The sequence below is a fragment of the Streptomyces hawaiiensis genome (genome assembly GCF_004803895.1).
GTDB lineage: Bacteria > Actinomycetota > Actinomycetes > Streptomycetales > Streptomycetaceae > Streptomyces > Streptomyces hawaiiensis.
The window spans coordinates 7,313,008-7,335,236 of record NZ_CP021978.1; the positions used below are offsets into that span (position 1 = coordinate 7,313,008).

At 70.6% G+C, this 22,229-nt stretch carries 17 protein-coding genes; 12 read left to right on the forward strand and 5 right to left on the reverse strand.

Annotated features, from left to right (window positions below; genetic code table 11):
- Nucleotides 1-40: 40 nt before the first annotated feature.
- The 7 genes from CEB94_RS33515 (at nucleotide 41) to CEB94_RS33545 (ending at nucleotide 8,950) form a co-directional block, all read left to right on the forward strand.
- A complete protein-coding gene (locus CEB94_RS33515) occupies nucleotides 41-883 on the forward strand; it encodes a nitrilase-related carbon-nitrogen hydrolase (RefSeq protein ID WP_175435709.1) in 843 nt (280 codons plus the stop codon).
- On the forward strand, nucleotides 880-2,166 hold the full coding sequence (locus CEB94_RS33520) for an aspartate aminotransferase family protein (RefSeq protein WP_175435710.1): 1,287 nt from the start codon (nucleotides 880-882) through the stop codon (nucleotides 2,164-2,166). The genes CEB94_RS33515 and CEB94_RS33520 overlap by 4 nt, the downstream gene beginning before the upstream one ends.
- Before the next feature lie 28 nt (nucleotides 2,167-2,194).
- Entirely contained in the window at nucleotides 2,195-3,760 is a 1,566-nt protein-coding gene (locus CEB94_RS33525) for a PucR family transcriptional regulator (RefSeq protein WP_175435711.1), read from the forward strand.
- 155 nt (nucleotides 3,761-3,915) lie between these two features.
- On the forward strand, nucleotides 3,916-4,758 hold the full coding sequence (locus CEB94_RS33530) for a nitrilase-related carbon-nitrogen hydrolase (RefSeq protein ID WP_175435712.1): 843 nt from the start codon (nucleotides 3,916-3,918) through the stop codon (nucleotides 4,756-4,758).
- Between the two features lie 79 nt (nucleotides 4,759-4,837).
- Complete coding sequence (gene hydA, locus CEB94_RS33535) at nucleotides 4,838-6,241, forward strand: dihydropyrimidinase (RefSeq protein ID WP_175435713.1); 1,404 nt, start codon at nucleotides 4,838-4,840, stop codon at nucleotides 6,239-6,241.
- A gap of 11 nt (nucleotides 6,242-6,252) precedes the next feature.
- Complete coding sequence (locus tag CEB94_RS33540) at nucleotides 6,253-7,275, forward strand: TIGR03842 family LLM class F420-dependent oxidoreductase (RefSeq protein ID WP_175435714.1); 1,023 nt, start codon at nucleotides 6,253-6,255, stop codon at nucleotides 7,273-7,275.
- A gap of 148 nt (nucleotides 7,276-7,423) precedes the next feature.
- Nucleotides 7,424-8,950: an NCS1 family nucleobase:cation symporter-1 gene (locus CEB94_RS33545; protein WP_175435715.1), complete on the forward strand. Its 1,527-nt coding sequence runs from the start codon at nucleotides 7,424-7,426 to the stop codon at nucleotides 8,948-8,950.
- Between the two features lie 32 nt (nucleotides 8,951-8,982).
- Here CEB94_RS33545 and CEB94_RS33550 read toward each other — a convergent pair whose 3' ends face one another.
- The 4 genes from CEB94_RS33550 to CEB94_RS33565 form a co-directional block, all read right to left on the reverse strand.
- On the reverse strand, nucleotides 8,983-9,651 hold the full coding sequence (locus CEB94_RS33550; RefSeq protein WP_175435716.1) for a hypothetical protein: 669 nt from the start codon (nucleotides 9,649-9,651) through the stop codon (nucleotides 8,983-8,985).
- A gap of 389 nt (nucleotides 9,652-10,040) precedes the next feature.
- Entirely contained in the window at nucleotides 10,041-10,694 is a 654-nt protein-coding gene (locus CEB94_RS33555; RefSeq protein WP_175435717.1) for a DUF305 domain-containing protein, read from the reverse strand.
- 98 nt (nucleotides 10,695-10,792) lie between these two features.
- On the reverse strand, nucleotides 10,793-11,233 hold the full coding sequence (locus CEB94_RS33560) for a hypothetical protein (protein WP_342790231.1): 441 nt from the start codon (nucleotides 11,231-11,233) through the stop codon (nucleotides 10,793-10,795).
- A 407-nt stretch (nucleotides 11,234-11,640) separates the two neighbouring features.
- Complete coding sequence (locus tag CEB94_RS33565; RefSeq protein ID WP_175435719.1) at nucleotides 11,641-15,618, reverse strand: HEAT repeat domain-containing protein; 3,978 nt, start codon at nucleotides 15,616-15,618, stop codon at nucleotides 11,641-11,643.
- 229 nt (nucleotides 15,619-15,847) lie between these two features.
- Here CEB94_RS33565 and CEB94_RS33570 point away from each other — a divergent pair, with 229 nt between their 5' ends.
- The 5 genes from CEB94_RS33570 to CEB94_RS33590 all read left to right on the forward strand — a co-directional run bounded on the left by CEB94_RS33570 (nucleotide 15,848) and on the right by CEB94_RS33590 (nucleotide 21,147).
- Nucleotides 15,848-15,985 (forward strand): hypothetical protein, encoded by a 138-nt coding sequence (locus tag CEB94_RS33570; protein WP_175435720.1) that lies wholly within the window; start codon nucleotides 15,848-15,850, stop codon nucleotides 15,983-15,985.
- A 308-nt stretch (nucleotides 15,986-16,293) separates the two neighbouring features.
- The gene (locus CEB94_RS33575) at nucleotides 16,294-18,120 is read left to right on the forward strand and encodes a gamma-glutamyltransferase family protein (RefSeq protein WP_179956578.1); all 1,827 of its coding nucleotides are present in this window, start codon (nucleotides 16,294-16,296) and stop codon (nucleotides 18,118-18,120) included.
- Nucleotides 18,121-18,205: 85 nt separating this feature from the next.
- Nucleotides 18,206-19,051: an inositol monophosphatase family protein gene (locus tag CEB94_RS33580; RefSeq protein WP_175435721.1), complete on the forward strand. Its 846-nt coding sequence runs from the start codon at nucleotides 18,206-18,208 to the stop codon at nucleotides 19,049-19,051.
- Nucleotides 19,052-19,231: 180 nt separating this feature from the next.
- A complete protein-coding gene (locus tag CEB94_RS33585) occupies nucleotides 19,232-20,641 on the forward strand; it encodes a phytoene desaturase family protein (protein ID WP_175435722.1) in 1,410 nt (469 codons plus the stop codon).
- Nucleotides 20,638-21,147, forward strand: coding sequence for an O-acetyl-ADP-ribose deacetylase (locus CEB94_RS33590; protein ID WP_175435723.1), 510 nt, complete (start codon nucleotides 20,638-20,640; stop codon nucleotides 21,145-21,147). Before CEB94_RS33585 ends, CEB94_RS33590 begins: the two co-directional genes overlap by 4 nt.
- A gap of 18 nt (nucleotides 21,148-21,165) precedes the next feature.
- On the opposite strand, the gene CEB94_RS33595 is transcribed toward CEB94_RS33590, so the two are convergent.
- The gene (locus tag CEB94_RS33595; protein ID WP_175435724.1) at nucleotides 21,166-21,999 is read right to left on the reverse strand and encodes a class II glutamine amidotransferase; all 834 of its coding nucleotides are present in this window, start codon (nucleotides 21,997-21,999) and stop codon (nucleotides 21,166-21,168) included.
- Nucleotides 22,000-22,229 lie beyond the last annotated feature (230 nt).

Below are 22,229 nucleotides of genomic sequence, written 5' to 3' on the forward strand. Positions count from 1 at the left end.
CGGGCGTAGAGGCGCAGACGTCGCGTCGAAGGAGCAGCTCATGGCCAACGTCGTACGTGCCGCCCTGGTCCAGGCCACCTGGACCGGCGACACCGAGTCCATGGTGGCGAAACACGAGGAGCACGCCCGCGAGGCGGCCCGCCGGGGCGCGAAGATCATCGGTTTCCAGGAAGTCTTCAACAGCCCCTACTTCTGTCAGGTCGAGGAGCCGGAGCACTACCGCTGGGCCGAGCCCGTCCCCGACGGGCCGACCGTGCGGCGCATGCGGGCGCTCGCGCGCGAGACCGGCATGGTGATCGTCGCGCCGGTGTTCGAGGCGGAGCAGCCCGGCTTCTACTACAACACCGCGGCCGTGATCGACGCCGACGGCACCTACCTCGGCAAGTACCGCAAGCACCACATCCCCCAGCTCAAGGGCTTCCGCGAGAAGTTCTACTTCAAGCCCGGGAACCTCGGCTGGCCCGTCTTCGACACGGCCGTCGGCAAGGTCGGCGTGTACATCTGCTACGACCGCCACTTCCCGGAGGGCTGGCGCCAGCTCGGCCTGGCCGGAGCCCAGCTGGTCTACAACCCCTCGGCCACCCACCGGAGCCTGTCCTCCCACCTGTGGCGGCTGGAGCAGCCCGCGGCCGCCGTCGCCAACGGGTACTACATCGCCGCGATCAACCGCGTCGGGCAGGAGGAGTACGGCGACAACGACTTCTACGGCACGAGCTACTTCGTCGACCCGCGCGGGCAGTTCGTGGGGGACGTCGCCAGCGACAGCCAGGAGGAGCTCGTGATCCGGGAACTGGACATCGACCTCATCGAAGAAGTGCGGCAGACGTGGGCCTTCTACCGCGACCGCCGCCCCGACGCCTACGAAGGGCTGATGCAGCCGTGACCAACGACCTCCTGGGCCGCCACCGGGCCGTGCTCCCGGACTGGCTCGCCCTCTACTACGAGGAGCCCCTCGAGATCACCCACGGCGAGGGCCGCCACGTCTGGGACGCGCAGGGCAACCGGTACCTCGACTTCTTCGGCGGCATCCTCACCACCATGACGGCGCACGCGCTGCCCGAGGTGACCAAGGCGGTGAGCGAGCAGGCCGGGCGGATCGTCCACTCCTCCACCCTCTACCTCAACCGTCCGATGGTCGAACTCGCCGAACGCATCGCGGCGTTGAGCGGCATCCCGGACGCCCGCGTCTTCTTCACCACCTCCGGCACCGAGGCCAACGACACCGCCCTGCTGCTGGCCACGGCGTACCGGCGCAGCAACACCATCCTGGCGATGCGCAACAGCTACCACGGCCGCTCCTTCAGCTCCGTCGGCATCACCGGCAACAGCGGCTGGTCCCCGACCTCGCTCTCCCCGCTCCAGACGCTGTACGTCCACGGCGGCGTGCGCACGCGCGGCCCGTTCGCCGCACTCGGCGACGACGACTACATCGCGGCCTGCGTCGACGACCTGAAGGACCTGCTCGGCCACACCCGCGCCCCGGCCGCGCTGATCGCCGAGCCCATCCAGGGCGTAGGCGGCTTCACCGCCCCGCCGGACGGGCTGTACGCCGCCTTCCGCGAAGTGCTGCACGAGCGCGGCATCCTGTGGATCGCCGACGAGGTGCAGACCGGCTGGGGCCGCACCGGTGAACACTTCTGGGGCTGGCAGGCCCACGGCCGGAGCGGACCGCCCGACATCATGACCTTCGCCAAGGGCATCGGCAACGGCATGTCCATCGGCGGGGTCGTCGCCCGCTCCGAGATCATGAACTGCCTGGACTCCAACAGCATCTCCACCTTCGGCGGCACTCAGATCACCATGGCGGCGGGCCTCGCCAACCTCAACTACCTGCTGGAACACGACCTCCAGGGCAACTCCCGGCGCGTCGGAGGCCTGCTCATCGAGCGGCTGCGGGCCGCCGCCGCGCACGTTCCGGCCGTACGGGAAGTACGCGGCCGGGGGCTGATGATCGGCATCGAGATCACCAGGCCCGGGACCGACGAGGCCGATCCGCAGACCGCCGCGGCCGTCCTGGAGGCGGCCCGCGAGGGCGGCCTGCTGATCGGCAAGGGCGGCGGGCACAACACCAGTTCGCTGCGCGTCGCCCCGCCGCTGTCCCTCAACGTCGCGGAGGCCGAGGAGGGCGCCGCGATCCTCGAGAACGCTCTGAGGAGCATCCAGTAGCAGTGCACTGAGCAAGGGACCCGCCACCATGACCATCACCCTGGATTCCCTGGAGCCCGCGCTGTCGGTCCGGCAGGTCCTCACCCTGGAACGGGTCCTCGCCGGGGAACCCGAGGTGGTAGCGGGCGCGAGCCACCTCGACCGGCCGGTGCGCTGGGTGCACGTCGCCGAGGCCGCCGACGTCGGGGTGATGCTCAGCGGCGGCGAGATGGTCCTCACCACCGGCGTGCTGCTCGCCGGCGACGAGGACAAGCAGGCCGAGTACGTCCGTTCCCTGCACCGAGCGGAGGCCGCCGCCGTCGTCCTCGGACTCGGCCGCGCCTTCCCCGCGGCGCCGGACGTGATGCGCCGGGCGGCCGAGCGGTGCGGACTGCCGATGGTCGTCCTGCACCGGCCCTTCCCCTTCGCCGAACTCACCGAGGAGGTCCAGTCCCGGCTCGTGCGGCGCAAGTTCGCCGCGGTCAGCCTCTCCGAGGCCGTCCGCACCGAACTCACCGCCCTCATCACCGCCGGCGCGCCGCTGCAACGCCTGCTCGACGAGGTCGCCCGGCACAGCGCCTGCCCGGTCGTCGTCACCAACCTCGCCCACCGCGTCCTCGGCACGGCGGGGGAGCGGCCCGCGGTCGATGACGTGCTGCGCGACTGGGAGCGCATCGCCCGGCAGGCCGGCGGCACCGAGGGCGACGGCTGGATCCGGGCCGAACTGGGCGGACGCGGGGAGCGCTGGGGCCGGATCGTGCTGTGCGGCTACCGGGGCGACACCGCCACCGGACGGCTGCTGGCCGATCGCGCCGCCGAGGCCCTCGTCCTGCACCGCATGCTCGCCGGCGGCGCCGCCTGCTCCTGGGAGGAACAGTCCGCACAGAGCCTGCTGACCGACCTGGTCAGCGGTGTCGTACCGGCACGGCAACTGCTGCCCCGGGCCCGTGCGGCCGGGCTGCCGGTCAACCGGCGCACGTTCGTGCCACTGGTCGTCCGAGACGGCGACCCCGCCCGGCTCGAACGGCTCCTGCGGCTGCTGGGCCTGCCCGGGCTGGTCGCCGAACTGGCCGACGGCGCCACCGCCGTGCTGCTCAGCCTGGCGCGGGACCAGGACGCGGGCGCCCTCGCCGCCCACTTCGCGACCCGGCTGCGGGCCGAGACCGGACCGGACCACACGGTCGTGGCCGCGGCCGAACCCCGCGTCGCCTGGGACGACGTACCCACCGGCCTGCGCGAGGCCCAGCACGTCGCGGACGCCGTGGCCGACTCCTCCGCCGTCCTGGACCTCCCACCGGTCGTGCGCCTGAAGGACGTTCACCTGCGGGGCCTGATCCGCCTCCTGCGCGACGACCCGCACGTGCAGTCGTTCGCGGAGCGGGAGCTGGACGGGCTGCTGTGCGAGACCGAGGAGGACCTGCTGTCGGTGCTGCGCACCTACCTGGCCAGCGGCCGCAACAAGTCCCGCACCGCCCAGCTCCACCACGTCTCCCGGCCGGCCCTCTACCGCCGCCTGGAGGCCATACAGGTCCGCCTCGGGGTGGACCTCGACGACTTCGAGCAGGCCGCCTCGGTGCACATCGCACTCCTCGCGCACGACGCGCAACAACAGTGAAACACGCGACCACCTGGGAAAACGGCGGTGAAACATGGGCCCACGGCAGAGTGACACGGTGGCACGCCGCGCGCCCTCGGACGTGACACGGTGCAACTCAAAGACGACCGCGCGACTTCCTAGGCTCACGGCACACCGAGCGACCGGAGGTCCCGATGAGCCGAGTGATCCGTGCCGCCGTCTTCCAGACAGCCTGGACGGGCGACAAGGAATCGATGATCCAGGTCCACGAGCAGGCGGCCCGCGACGCCGCCGCGCAGGGCGCCCAAGTCCTCTGCTTCCAGGAGCTGTTCTACGGACCGTACTTCTGCCAGGTCCAGGATCCGGCCTTCTACGAGTACGCCGAGCAGATCCCGGAGGGCCCGATCGTCCGCCGCTTCCAGGCCCTCGCCAAGGAGCTGGGCATCGTCCTGGTGCTGCCGATGTACGAGGAGGAGCAGCCCGGCGTCCTGTACAACACCGCCGCCGTGATCGACGCGGACGGCTCCTACCTCGGCAAGTACCGCAAGACGCACATCCCCCAGGTGAGGGGCTTCTGGGAGAAGTTCTACTTCCGCCCCGGCAACTCCGGCTGGCCCGTCCTCGACACGGCGGTCGGCAAGGTCGGCGTCTACATCTGCTACGACCGCCACTTCCCCGAGGGCTGGCGTGCCCTCGGCCTCGCGGGTGCCGAGATCGTCTTCAACCCGTCGGCCACCTCCCGCGGCCTGTCCGGCTACCTCTGGCAGCTGGAGCAGCCGGCGGCGGCCGTCGCCAACGAGTACTTCATCGGCGCGATCAACCGGGTCGGGGTCGAGGAGTACGGCGACAACGACTTCTACGGCACGTCGTACTTCGTGGACCCGGAGGCCCAGTTCGTCGGCGAGGTGGCGAGCGACAAGGAGCCCGAACTGGTCGTCCGCGACCTGGACATGGCCAAACTCCGCGAGGTCCGCGACCGCTGGCAGTTCTACCGGGACCGGGCACCGGGGGCGTACGGACCGCTGACAGCTCCGTAAGCGCCCTGAAGGGGCGCGGGGAACTGCGCGAGCAACCACCCACAACCGGCACGTACCGACTGCGAGGAGCGACCACGACATGAGCAGCCGTACAGTCATCCGCGGCGGCCTCGTCATCACAGCCTCCGACGAGATCCACGCCGACATCCTGATCGAGGACGGCCGCATCGCCGCCCTCGCAGCCACGGGCACATCAGCCGCCGACACCTTCACCGCCGACCGAGTCATCGACGCCACGGGGAAGTACGTGATCCCGGGCGGCGTCGACGCCCACACCCACATGGAGCTGCCCTTCGGCGGCACCTTCGCCTCCGACACCTTCGAGACCGGCACCCGCGCCGCCGCCTGGGGCGGCACGACGACGATCATCGACTTCGCCGTGCAGAGCGTCGGCCACAGCCTGCGCGAGGGCCTCGACGCCTGGCACGCCAAGGCCGAAGGCAACTGCGCCGTCGACTACGGCTTCCACATGATCGTCTCCGACGTCAACGAGCACACCCTCAAGGAGATGGACCACCTGGTCGAGGAGGGCGTCACCTCCTTCAAGCAGTTCATGGCCTACCCGGGCGTCTTCTACAGCGACGACGGCCAGATCCTGCGCGCCATGCAGCGCTCCGCCGACAACGGCGGCCTGATCATGATGCACGCCGAGAACGGCATCGCGATCGACGTCCTGGTCGAGCAGGCCCTGGCCCGGGGCGAGAGCGACCCGCGCTACCACGGCGAGGTCCGCAAGGCCCTGCTGGAGGCCGAGGCCACCCACCGTGCCATCAAGCTCGCGCAGGTGGCCGGCGCGCCCCTGTACGTCGTGCACGTCTCGGCGACGGAGGCGGTCGCCGAGCTGGCCCGGGCCCGCGACGAGGGACTGAACGTCTTCGGCGAGACCTGCCCGCAGTACCTGTTCCTGTCCACCGACAACCTCGCCGAGCCGGACTTCGAGGGCGCGAAGTACGTGTGCTCCACCCCGCTCAGGCCGAAGGAGCACCAGGCCGCGCTGTGGCGGGGCCTGCGCACCAACGACCTCCAGGTCGTCTCCACCGACCACTGCCCCTTCTGCTTCACCGGCCAGAAGGAACTCGGCCGCGGCGACTTCTCCAAGATCCCCAACGGCCTGCCGGGCGTGGAGAATCGTATGGACCTGCTCCATCAGGCGGTCGTCGACGGGCACATCTCCCGCCGCCGCTGGATCGAGATCGCCTGCGCGACCCCGGCCCGGATGTTCGGCCTCTACCCGAAGAAGGGCACCATCGCGCCCGGCGCCGACGCCGACGTCGTCATCTACGACCCGCGTGCCGAGCAGGTCATGTCCGCGGAGACACACCACATGAACGTCGACTACTCGGCCTACGAGGGCAAGCGCACCACCGGCCGGGTCGAGACGGTCCTCTCGCGCGGCGAACTCGTCATCACCGAGCGGGAGTACACCGGCCACGCCGGGCACGGCGTGTTCACCCCGCGTTCCACCTGTCAGTACCTCAACTAGGAGTGGCGCAGATGGACTTCGGACTCGTCCTGCAGACCGACCCGCCGGCCTCGCGGGTGATCAGCCTGATGAAGCGGGCGGAACGCAACGGCTTCACGTACGGCTGGACCTTCGACTCCGCCGTGCTGTGGCAGGAACCGTTCGTGATCTACAGCCAGATCCTGGCCAACACCACGACACTGAAGGTCGGGCCGATGGTGACCAACCCGGGCACCCGCACCTGGGAGGTCACCGCCTCCACCTTCGCCACCCTCAACGACATGTTCGGCAACCGCACGGTCTGCGGCATCGGCCGCGGCGACTCCGCGATGCGCGTGGCCGGCCGCAAGCCCAACACCCTCGCCCGGATCAGCGAGGCCATGAAGGTCATCCGGGACCTCGGCAGCGGACGGGAGGCCGACCTCGGCGGCGGCACCCTCGTCCGGTTCCCGTGGATCAAGCAGGGCGCCGAACTGCCCGTGTGGATGGCCGCGTACGGCCCGAAAGCCCTGAAGATGACCGGAGAGGAGGCGGACGGGTTCATCCTCCAGCTGGCCGACCTCTACCTCACCGAGTACATGGTCAAGGCCGTGAAGGACGCGGCCGTCGCCGCCGGCCGGGACCCCGCCGAGGTGACCGTCTGCGTGGCCGCACCGGCCTACGTCACCGAGGACGACTCGCCCGAGGCGCTCGCCCACGCGCGCGAGCAGTGCCGCTGGTTCGGCGGCATGGTCGGCAACCACGTGGCCGACCTGGTGTCCAAGTACGGCGAGCACTCGGCCGCGGTCCCCGACGAACTCACCGAGTACATCAAGGCCCGCGAGGGCTACGACTACTCCCACCACGGGCGCAGCGGCAACCCGGACACCCAGTTCGTGCCCGACGAGATCGTCGACCGGTTCTGCCTGATCGGCCCGGTCGAGAAGCACATCGAGAAGCTGGAGGCGCTGCGCGCGCTCGGCGTGGACCAGTTCGCCGTCTACGACATGCACGACGCGCAGGAGGCCGTGATCGAGGCCTACGGATCGCGGGTGATCCCGGCCGTCAACGGCTGACCTCACCCGCCGCACCCCCCTGTGAACTCCTCCTTCCCAGCGGCTCGGGAAGGGGGCCCAGGACGCTCCCCGGTGCACCCGGAGCGCACCCCCCATCGGCGCCACCGCACGGCCTTTCCCGTCCCACCTCCCCTGATTGGCCCGGCCCATGACCGATACCGCTCCCACGGCCCCACCGCCGACCACCCAAGTCACCCTCGCCGACGGCCGGGTGGAGATCGCCCCGGGCGCCCCCGCACCGACCGGCCCCTACGCCAACGAGGACCTGCTGCCGGTCCCGGTCGACAAGCGCACCTGGACCACCTACAACTTCTCCGCGCTGTGGGTCGGCATGGCCCACAACACGGCCTCCTGGACCCTGGCCTCCGGGCTCATCGCCGTCGGCATGGACTGGAAACAGGCGGTGCTCACCATCGCCCTGGCCAACGTCATCGTGCTGATACCGATGCTGCTCACCGGGCACGCCGGACCGAAGTACGGCATACCCTTCCCGGTCTTCGCCCGGGCCTCCTTCGGCATCCGCGGCGCCAATCTGCCCGCCGTCGTACGGGCGTTGGTGGCGTGCGGCTGGTTCGGGATCCAGACCTGGATCGGCGGCGAGGCCATCTACTTCCTGGCCGGCAAGCTCATCGGCACCGGCTGGACGGACGCGGCGAAGGTCGGCGGCTACGCCTGGACGATGTGGCTGTCGTTCGCGATCTTCTGGGCGTTGCAGGTCGTCATCATCTACCGGGGCATGGAGACGATCCGCCGCTTCGAGAACTGGGCGGCGCCCTTCGTGCTCGTCGGCGCGTTCGTGATGCTGTGGTGGATGAGCGAGAAGGCGGGCGGCTTCGGCCCGCTGTTCGACCAGCCCTCGAAGCTCGGCTGGGGCCCGGACTTCTGGAAGCTGTTCGCCCCCGCCCTCATGGGCATGATCGGCTTCTGGTCCACGCTGTCGCTGAACATCCCCGACTTCACCCGCTACGGCAAGAGCCAGAAGGCGCAGACGTGGGGTCAGGCCCTCGGGCTGCCGACGACGATGACGCTGTTCGCGTTCCTGTCCGTGATGGTCACCTCGGGCTCGCAGGCGGTCTACGGCGAGGCGATCTGGGACCCGGTACAGCTCGCGGCCAAGACGGACAACACGGTGGGCCTGCTCTTCGCCCTCGTCACCGTCCTGGTGGCGACGCTCTCCGTCAACGTCGCGGCCAACCTGGTCTCGCCGGCATTCGACTTCTCCAACATCGCGCCCCGCCGCATCAGTTTCCGGGCCGGTGCCCTCGCCACCTGCGTTCTCGGGGTGCTGATCTGCCCGTGGAAGCTGTACTCCGATCCCCAGGGCTACATCTTCACCTGGCTCGGCCTGGTCGGCGGCCTGCTCGGCACCGTCGCGGGCATCCTCATCGCCGACTACTGGATCCTGCGCCGCTCCCGCCTCGATCTGGCCGACCTGTACCGCCCGGACGGCCGCTACTGGTACGAGGGCGGCTGGAACTGGCGGGCCGTCGTCGCCTTCACGGTCGGCGGTGTCCTCGCCGTCGGCGGCGCGAGCTTCAAGCCGCTGATCGACGGCCGTCCCATCCCGGCGCTGGCCGATCTGGCCGACTACGGCTGGGCGGTTGGCCTGGGCACGTCGATGGTGCTGTACCTGCTGCTGATGGCGCTGCGAGGCCGTGACCGCACGGTCGTCTGACACGAACCCGGACCGGCGCTGGAGGGCGGCGATCAGCCCTTGTCGGCCTCCAGCGCGGCCACCGCTTCCTTCGCGGCCTTGATGGCGCCCTTGTTGATGGTGTCCGTACTGGGCGCCTTCTTCGACTCGAAGTCACTGCCGTTGTAGGTGATCGTCACCAGTGCGTTGGAGGCACGGGCGATCACGACGCCCTCGCGGGTCTCCTGCTTGTCCTCCGTCGTGAGATTCACGACCGAGTACGCGCTGTCACCCAGACCGGGGACGGCCCCACCGCCGCTCTTCTTCTCGGTGTGCGCCTCGTACGACTTCTGTGCGGCCTCGTCCGACTCCATGACCTCGTAGGACACGTCGAGCCAGCGGTAGTCGTACCCCTTGAGCGCGTTCCAGGAGCAGGTGCGGCGCAACTCCGCGTCCGTGGACGGGATCTCCTTGCCGCCCGTCTTGGCGCCCGGCACCAGCGACTCGATCGTCTTCTTGGCGACGCTCTCGCACGGGGCGGGCGCGGCCGAGTACGCCTTCGACACCGTCGTCGTGGACGGGGCGGACGCGGACTGCGTCTGGGTCTTCTCTTCGGCCGGCTTGTGCTCGGCGGCCTGCGGCGCGGCGAGCGGACCGGACGACAGCGCCCAGCCCACCGTGGCGAGCACCACCACCGGGGACAGACGGGCGGTCAGGGCCAGGGGCAGAGGTAGGGAACGCACGGCGCCCTTCTCGTGGGGGACGACGGTGCGGAACGGGTCCGCACGGCGGACGGGACGACAGTGTCACACGAGTCCCTGTGGTGCGGAAGTGCGGTCCCGGCACACACGCTGCGGGAATACCGTCTGCACCGGCACGGTCGCGCTGCGCAGCCCTGAGCTGTGACTTCGCCGCCATCATCCGGTAAAAGTCGGGACATACCCCAACTCCCCACCGTTCGCGATGACATCCTCGCCTACGACCGCCTCGGCAAGGAGAACGCCGGTCTCAGGCAGGGTCGGGCCGGCTCTCGAGTTCCGGCGGGCGCGGGAGGGCATGTGCAGCTGGCCGGCCGCCCGGGCTCCGCGGCGGGCGTGCCGAGGAGCCCGGGCGGGCCGGTGTGTGACCTGGCTCAGAGTCGGTCGAGGATGCTCTGGAGCTGCTTGACCTCGGCGGATTGGCCCTTGGCGATGTCGCCGGCCATCTTCTCGGCGTCGGCGTTCTCGCCGTTCTTCTGCTCGTCCTTGGCCATGGTGATGGCGCCGTTGTGGTGCTCGATCATCATCTCCGCGAAGATCTTGTCGAACTCGGTGCCCTTCATGGCTTTGAGTTCTTCCATGTCCGCGTCGGACATCATGCCGTCGCCACCGTGACCCGTGCCGTGGTCCATGCCGGGCATGGACTCCATGGCGGTCGGCTGGTTCCAGGACTCCAGCCAGCCCTTCATCGTCTTGATCTCCGGGTCCTGGGCCTGCTCGATCTTCCCGGCGAGGTCCTTGATCTCCGCGTCGGAGGCGCGGCCGTCGGCGAGCTTGGCCATCTCCAGGGCCTGCTCGTGGTGGGGGATCATCATCTGCGCGAACGTGACGTCCGCGTCGTTGAACTCCCCGGCCTTGGCCCCGGCCTCGGCGGTCGCCGTCGGCGACGACGAGCCGCTGCCGTGGTCCATGCCGCTCATGTCGTCGCCACCGCAGGCGGAGAGCAGCAGGGCTCCCGCCGCGACGACGCCGGCGGCCGCGATACGGCGGGCGGACTTGCGGCGCAGGGCACGCGTGAAGGCAGTCATGATCGATTTCACCTCGGGTGTCTGGTTCTTCTGGCTGTTTGTGGGCGTACGAGACAGCGGGATCGCGCGTGGTGCGCGACCCGCGAGGGTGTCTCGGCCTACAGCCGAAGGACCGACAACTGGGTGAGAGCGGGGCCGCGGGGCGGCGGGCTGGGGTGCAGAACGGCGGCGACCTGGGCACGGAGGTTCGCCAGCCAGTCGGGGTGGCGGGCGAGTGCCGACCGGACGAGGGCGGCGAGCACCCACGCGGCCAGCAGGACGGCCAGGCAGAGGGAGAGCATGTCCATCGCCATGGCGGGCATGTCGGTGGACAGGGAGTGCTCGGGGGAGGCCGTGTGCTTCGATTCCGCTGTGGCGGGGGCCTGGGGCGCGGAGACCGAATGAGCCGTCGGCGCCGACACATGGGAGGACGCGCTCCTGTCAGCGGCGTGCGACTGCGTGGGATGCCCGACGGTGTGCATGACGAACACGCCGAGTGCGAGCACGACGACGAGCAGCAGGTGCCCGAGGGCGCCTCCTGTCCGTACGTACCGGCTCACGGCCACTCCCAAGACTCCGTCGCGAGCCGCCGTGGCCCGTCGCACCCGACCTTACCGAAGCGGAGGAGGCCATGCCGCTCGGTCTGTGCAGTCGAGGCTGTCCCCCTCGGGGCGCTCACGCTCCAGCCATACCCGGGCATCTGAGGACGAGCCACTGACCTGATGCTTCAAGGCGTGCCTCAGGCCGTGTCCGGCCGCGCAGCCTCACTGTCGTCACCCGATGCCTCCGGACCGCCACCGGGGAGCGGAGTCCCGGGCCGCGCCTGCGAACTCCCCTCCGAGGCCCCCGAGATCTGCCTGATCTCCTCGGACCCGACCTCGCCCGCCGGGCCGATCAGCCACGTAAGGCCGTAGTTCTCGGCCAGTGGCCGGTACGTCAATGGCGCTGCCTGAATCCAGGAGTTGCGTCAACGGGCCAAGAGGTCGTACGCGGCAGCTTTCGTTCTCTCGTCTTCATCATGCAGGACTCGGTCTCGCAGTACAGCGGTGGTCTGTGGATGTGCCGGCCAACCCAGGGCAAGCATGTGAATGATCTTGCGCCGCGCCTGCGAGTCCGGCTCCTCGACAGCCCGCGTGCTGACAAGCGTTACTCCCTCATCTTCGCCGGCTTTGACGACCCACCAACGGAGCGAGGAGAACCTCACATGGGGGTCCGGGTCGACGACGGCGCGGCGGCAGAACAGTTCCTGAACGCCCTCGTGGTCGCTCCAGCGAAGACCCAGCACCTTCACCGCCTTGGCGCGGGTGTCCGTGTCGGAATCGTCTGCGGCCGCGCGGATGAGGATGTCCCGAACGTCCTCGCGGTATGCCCAGTGTTCGCACAGCACATCCAGCACCGCGCGACGGTAAGGGTGCGAGGGGTCCGCGGCGACAGGCATCACGAAGGCATAGACGTCAGCACGGTCCATCCACCGCTTCGCCAGCACCTTCATGGCGGCGGCACCGACCAGGACGTCGGCGCGCTCGGTAACGGTCCGCATCAGGACCGCGCGGGCGTCGTCACGGTCGGGCCAGTGATCCCGCAACTCGTCGAGCACGGTGGAGCTGGTGTAGCGGTGCGGGTGATCGGCGGAGGCCAGGAGCAGCTCGTGAATGTCCTGCCGGTCGGGCCAGTGCTGTGCCAGGCCCCGCAGCATGGTCGCGCGGGCCCAGCCACCCACATCGTCGGTGCAAGCCCGGACCAGAAGGTCGCGGATATCCGGTTGCCCGGCCCGCTGCTCGGCCAGCACACGCAGGGCACGCTCCCGGACTCTCTTGTGCGGATCGCCGGTGGCCGCGCGGATGAGGCTGCTGAGAGCGTCGTCATCGTCGCGGTAGCGGTTACCCACCACCTCTATGGCAGCGCCACGCACTTCCTCATCCGCGTCCTCGTGGACCCGGCGCAGGATCAGGTCACGGACGCGCTCGTGTCGGGACCAACGCTCGCCCAGCAGCTGAAGCGCGGATTCACGCGCACGTGGACAGCGATCGTCGGCGACGGCACGCACAAGGGTGTGGCGGACATCGGTGTGCCCCGGCCACTTCTTGGCCAACGCCCTCAAGGCCGCTTCACGGACGCCGTCGTCGGACGAGTCGACGGCACGTTTGATCAACAGATCCCGGACCGTGTCGTCTCCGCTTGGGCATTCGCTGAGGGCCCACATCGCCTGCCGGCACAGATCAGGGGCGGTGTCGTCGGCGGCGCACTGTGTCAGAAAGTCGAGAGCGTCCTGGTGACCGGTGCAGTGCCGGCTCAGCATCTGCAGCGCCGTGCCGCGCGTGTTGTCGTTGCGGTCGTCGCGGGCACGTCGAATGAGCAGGGACCGAATGTCCTCACGGCCGTGCCACTGTCGGCCAAGGGTGCGCAGCGCGTCGCTGCGGACGAACGGATGGTTGGCGTGTGTGGCTGCGTGGACGATCAGGTCACGCACGTGGTGCTCATCCGGCCACCAGGTGCCGAGGACTTCCAGGGCCCTGCCGCGGGTGTTGGCTTCGGGATCTTCGGCGGCGCGGTTGACCAGTAAGGCGCGGACGTCGTTCCGGGCCTTCCACACCTCGCCGAGTACCTCTAGCGCCATGGAGCGGACGCGGTGACCGGGATGGAGTGTTGCCTCGCGCAGGACGAGTTCGCGGATGGCGTCGTCGTCCGGCTTTCGTTGCCCCAGCACGTAGAGGAACGTCAGACGGTCGAAGCCGTAGCAGCAGCCGCGGGCGAGTGCCGCCAGTTCGTCGTCGTCCGCTTTGAGGGCGAAGGCCAGGACGTCGGTCGGCTCATCGCTGGGGGAGAACTGTCCGCTCAGGCGGTACCAGCGCAGGTAGGGCTCGCGCCCGGCCCAGTACCGGCCGAACGAGGCCAACGCGGACCATGCTCGGGCCAGCAGCCATGGCCCCTTGGAACCGCGCGTGTTGAGAACCGCGGTGATGGCGTCGACGGCAGTGGTGATCTGGGCGGTCGGCGCGGCGTTCTTGTCCAACTCGGCCAGTGCGCGCAGGGCCAGGATCACATAGCGGGCATCAGTGGGATCCGTGCGTCGAGCGTGGAGGTCCAGGAGCCGGTCGATGGCGGCGGTCGCGTCGCTGATGTCCAGCTGCCCGACGAGGAGCAGCAGTACCTCGTGCCACGCGGGGTCAGCGGCCCGCACGCTCACGACCTGATCGATCAGGCCCTCGGGCGTCCAATGACGTTCGTCTTTGTACCGGTGGGTGATATCGGCCGCTGTCAGGTATTCAAGGAAGGCGCGGTGCACGAAACCATAGATGTCGCCGCCGTAGCGGGCCAGGATGAAGTTGCGGTGGAACAGTTGAGCGATCATGGCTCGGGCGGTGAGGGTGGCCTGGACGGGCTCCAGTGCGTACTGCTGCAGATAGTCGCGGAAGACGCGTTCGAGGTCGCTTGCGTGAATGTGGTTGCCGGCGATGCCGTTGTGGCCTTCCTGCATGGTGCGGGCCACCAGGCGCAGCAGCCTCAGGCGCTCGCCCGGCCCCAGTACATCGAGTGCCGTGGCGACGGCCGGGGGCACAGGCGCCTTGAGCATCTTGGTGGCCTCGTCCCAGTGCGCGACCAGGACGGTGACCGCGTGCTCGTACACGCCCTGCCGGTTGCGTGGAAGGGAAGCGTGCCGGCCGATGATGGCCAGAATGGTCAGCAAGAGTGGATTGCCTGCCATCTCCTGCAGCGGCGGTGAGGTCTCGATCGCCGACGTGAGTCGTACCGACCGTTCGCGGGCCAGCACCGCGTCGTCCGGGCAGGTGGTGCGATACCAACGGTCGGCGAACGCGCTGATCCGCTCATCGTCCAGGTCCTGGATCGTGAAGTGGGCGAAGCCCGCGCTGTCCAAGACCGCACGGTGATAGCCGATGACCCGAGAGGTCACGAGGATCCGCGTCGCGGGCCAGCGGGCGGCGAAACCGGCGATGCGCTGTTGGGCCTCCGTCCGCACCCTGGCATCGAAGATCTCATCCAGACCGTCGAAGATCACCATCGCTTGGCCTTCGGCCAGCAGATGATCCCGCACAGCGGGTGGAACGCCGAGCGCGAAGTCGCGGTACTGGTGGGCGAGGAAGTCCTCGAAGCTGCTGTGATGCCACCGGTCGTCGGCGTACTGTCGCAGTTCGACCACCAGCGGCACCAGGCCCTTCAACAGCTTGAGAGCGCCCTCGTGTTCGCCACTGGTCAACGCCAGAGTCAGGTAGCGGATGAGGCTCGACTTGCCTGCGCCGGGATCGCCCAGGAGGACAGCCCGTCTGCCCGAGGGTCCGGCCAGCGTCTCCAGAACACACTGTTCGGGGCGTTCCAGATAGGAGTTCACCAGGCGCTCGAATGCGTCCGTGTCCGACCCCGGTGGCAGGAGTTCGTCGTCCAGGAGTCCACCTGACTCCAACACGCGCCTCTGCAGTTCCCGGGACAGCTGTACGGGGGGTGGGTCGGCCCGCACGGTCGGGGCGACGAACACCTCTGGCAGCCGGACTGCCGACGAGGCTTCCCCCACCGGGGCGAGCACCTCCAGGTCCAAGCGCCCGTACACCTGCACCGCGCGGCCGGCATAGTGCGCCACGGCCTCGGTCACCTGCTGCTCGGCAGACGAGGACGCAGCAACCGGGACTTCGCAGTCGCGCGCCCTGACCGCGGCTGCGTAGAGCTTCAAGGCGATCCGCACGTCGTCGTCGCCCCCGCCGAGAGCATGCACGAGCAGCGTCATCTGCGCCTCGTCGGCGGGAAGGGAACCGTTGGCTCCCCGTAACAGCGTATTGACTCGCGACCGGGCGGAAAGCCCCATGCCCTTCGCGACATCGGCCATGCTCTTCACGCCGTTGGCGAGGTGAACGGCGTCGAGCCGCTCCAGCAGCTCACGGTGCGGTCCCGATTCGGGCCAGCCAGAGCGGTTGATCCTCCTACCGCGTCCCACGCTGCCTTCCTTCCCCACTCAGCCAGGTGGACACGTGAAAGGTGGTGTTCTCTCCCGTCCTGCACGTGTTCTGTCCCCGCACGCCCACCCCGGTACCCGCCTGCGGCAGCATAGGCCGCCCATCACGGAGAACGCGACAGAACTCCGCCGGCCTCCCGGCCCCTCCAGGCTGCATACACCAACGGGACCCGGCCGGCCCCTCCTCACCATTCCGCAGGGGAGAACACCCATGCAGCACTGGACACTCGTCCTCCAACTGGGCACCGCCGTCGTGACCCTGGCAGCCTCGGCCATCACCCTGGTGACCGCCCTCCGCGGCACCCGCTGCACACCGGACGACGACCGCGACGCCCCTGACGCGTCGTAGGGGGTCAGCGCCACCGCGCCCGCCGTCGTTGACATCAGCTCGGTGAACCGCTGGACGCGGGTCCCGCATGTCCGGTGGTCTGAGAGGAGGGCCGGGCGCCCCGGCCCTCCTGCGGGTTCCACGGGGTGAGGCACCCATATGCGTCCCTCATCCTCAAGGCGGGGGAGAAGGGGCGCAGCGCGATCGATAGCCTTCCGGGGGAGCGGGAAGAAGGAGACCCCTGGCGCTGACTCCCCAGATTCTCCCCAACCCGTCCTGAGGGCCCATCATCCGGGCCGATACACGCGAACAGCGAGGTGAGAGGCTCTGTGTTCACGACCCGACCGACCCTCCAGGGCACCTTCGGCATGGTCTCCTCCACCCACTGGCTCGCCTCGCAGTCGGCGATGGCCGTCCTGGAGAGCGGTGGCAACGCCTACGACGCGGCCGTTGCGGGGGCCTTCGTGCTGCACGTCGTCGAGCCCCACCTCAACGGCCCGGCGGGCGAGGTGCCGATCCTGCTCGCCCCGGCCGGCGGCGAGGTGCGGGTGCTGTGCGGGCAGGGCGTGGCACCGGCCGGGGCGACCGTCGCGCACTACCGGGGCCTCGGCCTGGACCTCGTCCCCGGTACCGGGCCGCTCGCCGCCGCCGTACCGGGCGCGTTCGACGCCTGGATGCTGCTGCTGCGCGACCACGGCACCATGCCCCTCGACGAGGTGCTGAAGTACGCCATCGGCTACGCCGAGCACGGCCACGCGCCCGTGGAGCGCGTCGGCGAGACCGTCGAGACCGTGCGCGAGCTGTTCGAGACGGAGTGGACCTCCTCGGCTGACGTCTACCTCCCCGGCGGCAAGGCGCCCCGCCCCGGCGAGCTCTTCGCCAACCCCGCACTCGCCGCCACCTGGAAGCGCCTGCTCGCCGAGACCGCCGGCGCGGGCGACAGGCAGGCGCGGATCGAGGCCGCCCGGCAGGTGTGGCGCACCGGGTTCATCGCCGACGCCCTCGTCCGCCAGGCCGGGCGCCCGACCAGGGACACCAGCGGGGAACACCACACCGCCACCCTCACCGCCGCCGATCTCGCCGCCTGGTCCGCGACCTACGAGACGCCGGCGACGTACGACTGGAACGGCTGGACCGTGTGCAAGCCGGGCCCCTGGAGCCAGGGCCCCGTCCTCCTCCAGCAACTCGCCCTGCTCCCGCCCGAACTGCCCCGCTACGGCTCGGCCGACTACGTCCATCTCCTGGTCGAGAACTGCAAGCTCGCCATGGCCGACCGGGAGGCCTGGTACGGGGACGCCGCCGACGTGCCGCTCGACGACCTGCTGTCCGACGCGTACAACACGGCCCGCCGCGCCCTCGTCGGCGAGCGGGCCGAGCACGACCTGCGGCCCGGCAGCCCCGGCGGACGCACCCCGCGGCTGTGCGCGCACGCGCGCGTGGCGGCCGCCGCCCAGGAGGGCTTCGACGCCCTGGGCGTCGGCGAACCGACCGTAGCCAAGAGCCCGGTGTCCCCCGTGCCCGGCGAACCGGACATCCTCGCCGACGGGACCACCCGCGGCGACACCTGCCACCTCGACGTCGTCGACCGCTGGGGCAACATGGTCTCGGCAACCCCCAGCGGCGGCTGGCTCCAGTCCAACCCCGTCGTGCCCGAACTCGGCTTCCCGCTCGGCACCCGGCTCCAGATGACCTGGCTGGAGGAGGGCCTGCCGAACTCCCTCACCCCCGGCCGCCGCCCCCGCACCACCCTGACGCCCTCGATCGCCCTGCGCGACGGCGTGCCCGTCATGGCGTTCGGCACGCCCGGCGGGGACCAGCAGGACCAGTGGCAGCTGCACTTCTTCCTCGCGGTCGCGCTGCGCGCCCAGGTGCGCGGCGGCCCCGACCTCCAGGGTGCGATCGACGCCCCGAACTGGCACAACGACAGCTTCCCCGGCTCCTTCTACCCGCGCGGCATGCGCCCGGGCAGCGTGACCGTGGAGTCCCGCACCGACCCAGGGCTCGTCGAGGAGCTGCGGCGCCGCGGCCACGACGTGACCGTGGGCGGCCCCTGGTCGGAGGGCCGGCTGTGCGCGGTCGCGCGGGACCCGGAGACGGGCGTCCTGTCGGCGGCGGCGAACCCGCGCGGGATGCAGGGGTACGCGGTGGGCCGGTGATCCGGCGGACCGCTGTTCATCGCACTGCCACCCGCAGTGCACCCGGCGGGCGGGGATTGTCAGTGGCGCGTGTTGTCATGGAGGGGTGATCGACAGCAACGAAACCATCGAAGAGTTTCTCTCAGAGCACGCTTCCGACGTCGAGGAGGCGATCCGCAAGGCGGCCGCCGCCGAGATCATGCCGCGCTGGCGCCAGCTGGCCGCGCACGAGGTCGACCAGAAGAGCGGCCCGCACGACCTGGTGACCGACGCCGACCGCAAGGCCGAGCTGTACCTGACCGAGGCGCTGGGCACCCTGCTGCCCGGCTCGGTCGTGGTCGGCGAGGAGGCGGTCCACGCCAACCCGGCGTCCTACGAGGCGATACGCGGCGACGCCCCGGTCTGGATCGTCGACCCGGTCGACGGGACACGCCAGTTCGTGCGCGGCGAGGCCGGTTTCTGCACCCTGGTCGCGCTGGCCCACCGCGGCACCCTGCTGGCGTCCTGGACGTACGCGCCCGCCCCTGACCGGCTCGCCACCGCCCAGCGGGGCAAGGGCGCCCACCTCGACGGGGAGCGGCTGTTCGCCGGAGTGCCGGAGCCCGGCCGGGACCTGCGCGTGGCCACCTCCCACCCCGACTACACGACGGACGAGGAGAAGCACGCCCTGCTCGGCCTGCGCGCCGACGGTGTGGCACCGCGCCCGTGCGGCTCGGCCGGACTGGAGTATCTCGCCATCGCCCGCGGCGAGTCGGACGCGGTGGCGTTCTCCTGGGAAGCCGCCTGGGATCACGCGGCCGGTCTGCTCCTGGTCGAGGAGGCGGGCGGCGCCCACCTGACGCTCGCCGGCGAGCCGTTCCGCATCGCCGGCGGCAACGTCCTGCCCTTCACCGCCGCCCGCGACGCGGCCACGGCCCGCCGGGTGGTGGGCCTGCTGTCGGGCGCGGCATGAGCGGAAGGAATCGCATACCGTACACACTTGATTACGCCGTGTGCGCACGCGAGGGGTCCCAGCCGCCGCAAACCGGCCCTCCCGCACCAGAAATCACCAGCGGCCGGTGACTGTCAGTCCCCGGGCATATCCTGATCCCCAGTGGCCGTCGGCTGACGAAGGGGTCCGAAGGTGCCGTCGATGCTCGATGCCGTCGTAGTGGGTGCGGGGCCGAACGGACTGACCGCGGCCGTGGAGCTGGCCCGCCGCGGCTTCTCCGTCGCCGTCTTCGAGGCCCGGAGCACCGTGGGCGGCGGAGCCCGCACCGAGGAGCTCACCCTCCCCGGCTTCCGGCACGACCCGTGCTCCGCGGCCCACCCCCTCGCCATCAACTCACCGGCGTTCCGCGCCCTGCCGCTCGAGCGCTACGGCCTGGAGTGGCTGCACGCGGAGCTGCCCATGGCCCATCCCTTCCCGGACGGCACGGCGGCCGTCCTGGCCCGGACGGTCGGCGAGACGGCCGCCTCCTTCGGCCCGCGCGACGCCGGCGCGTACCGCAGGCTCGTCGAGCCCTTCCTGCCCAAGTGGGACACCCTCGCCCGGGACTTCATGTCCCTTCCGCTGACCGCGCTGCCCCGCGACCCGGTGACCCTCGCCCGCTTCGGCCTGGCCGGGCTGCCCCCGTCGACGATGCTGATGCGCCGCTTCCGCGACGAACCGGCCAGGGCCCTGTTCTCCGGGCTCGTCGCCCACGTGATGGCACCGCTCGGCGGCTTCGCCACCGGCGCCATCGGCCTGGTCTTCGCCCTCGCGGCGCACGCCCGCGGCTGGCCCGTCGCCCGCGGCGGCTCCCAGTCCCTCTCCGACGCCCTCGCCGCCTACCTGCGTGACCTCGGCGGCAGCGTCCACACCGACTACGAGGTCAAACGCCTCGACGACCTGCCGCCGGCCCGGGCGTACGTCTTCGACACCTCGCCCACCGCCCTGGCCCGCATCGCCGGCTTCGGCAACCACTACGGCGGCTACCGCTACGGACCGGGCGTCTTCAAGGTCGACTACGCGCTGGACGGCCCCGTGCCCTGGACCGCGAAGGAGGCCCGCGCCGCAGGCACGGTGCAGATCGGCGCGAGCAGCGCGGAGATCGGCGCGGCCCTGCGCGCGGTGTCCCGGGAGGGCCGGGCCCCCGACAAGCCGTTCCTGATCACGGTGCAGCCGAGCGTCGTCGACCCCACCCGGGCCCCGGTCGGCAAGCACGTCTTCTGGGCCTACGGGCACGTCCCGCACGGCTGGACCGGTGACCTCACCGACGCCATCGAGCGCCAGCTGGAGCGCTTCGCCCCGGGCTTTCGCGACCGCGTCCTGGCCCGCGCCACGGCGGGCCCGCCGGAACTCGCCACCCGCAACGCCAACTACGTCGGCGGGGACATCGCCTCCGGCGCGGTCTCCGGCCTCCAGCTCCTGCTGCGCCCCAGGCCCACCCTGTTCCCGTACCGCACCCCGCACCCGGCGGTGTTCATCTGCTCGTCGGCGACCCCGCCGGGCCCCGGAGTGCACGGCATGTCGGGGCACAACGCGGCGAAGGCCGTCTGGAAGCGACTGAGGCAGACATGACCACCATCGAACTGGTCCGGGGCGACATCACCCGCGAGAGCGTCGACGCGATCGTCAACGCGGCCAATTCCTCACTGCTCGGCGGGGGAGGGGTCGACGGAGCGATCCACCGCCGCGGCGGCCCGGCCATCCTGGAGGACTGCCGCAGGCTCCGCGCGGCGCATCTCGGCAAGGGCCTGCCCACCGGCCAGGCCGTCGCCACCACCGCGGGCGACCTGGACGCCCGCTGGGTCATCCACACCGTCGGCCCGGTGTTCAGCGCGACCGACGACCGCTCCGCCCTCCTCGCCTCCTGCTACCGCGAGTCGCTTCGCGTCGCCGGCGAACTGGGCGCCCGTACCGTCGCGTTCCCCGCGATCTCCACCGGCGTCTACGGCTGGCCGATGGACGACGGAGCCCGCATCGCGGTCGAGACCGCACGGGTGGCGGACACGACGGTCGAGAAGGTCAGGTTCGTCCTCTTCGACGAGCGGGCGTACGAGGCGTTCGCCGCGCATCTTCGCTGAGGCACGGGACGGCAGCGCTCAGACGGGCTCGGGCTCGAAGTGCCGCAGCAGGTGCCGGCCGGGCTGGACGACCCCGTAGGTGCTCTCCGGTACGGCGTTCCACACGCCGGGGAGATCGCCCAACGGCTCCGAGACGACCAGCCGGGTCTCGTCGGAGACATGGTTCAGGAACCCCAGGTCGGGGTGGAGCGCCCGGATGTCCTCCACCCGGCTGCTGTAGTACAACGACCGCGACTTTCCCGCGCTGGAGTACCGGAAGAACCACACCCGCTCCCCGTCGGTCACCGCGACCGTCATCTGGAGCGGCTGCGGTACTCCGTGCTCGCTGCCCAGCCGCTCGATCAGCCCCGTCATCCGGGCCACCGCACCCGGCGGATCTGCGTCCAGCCCGAGGGTGAGCGCCACGTGGAACATCACCTCGGAGTCCGTCGTGCCCTCCAGCGACGGGAACAGCCCCGGGTCCACCGCCAGCATCAGATCCCGGCGCAGTTCGCGGAACCCGTCGATCGCCCCGTTGTGCATCCACATCCACCGCCCGTGACGGAACGGATGGCAGTTCGTCTGCTGCACGGCCGAGCCGGTGGAGGCGCGCACATGGGCGAAGAACAGCGACGAGCGGACATGATCGGAGATCTCCCGCAGATTACGGTTGCTCCAGGCCGGGCCGGTGTCGCGGATGACGGCGGGCGTGCGCAGGTGCCACGCGTACCAGCCGACACCGAAACCGTCGCCGTTGGTGGTCTCGACCCCCATCCGCGCGTGCAGGCTCTGGTCGATCAGCGAGTGCTCCGGGCGGTAGAGGACGTCGTCGAGCAGCACGGGAGTGCCCGAGTAGGCGAGCCAGCGGCACATGGCCGATACCCCTGTTCCGAGCCGCCCGGGCCGGGCCGCACGGCTCCGTAGGTGGTGTGCGTGGACCTCAGAGAACAACGGCCGGGCCCGGGGGCGCATCGCCCGCCGCGGGTGGTTACGGGGCCCGGGCCCGGGTGGGCGCGGGCGAGGGAACGCTGACGTCGACCGGCCCTCACAACCGACACCGCCGACCGGACCCGGCATCTTCCGGGCGCGTCTGCTCCGGGCGC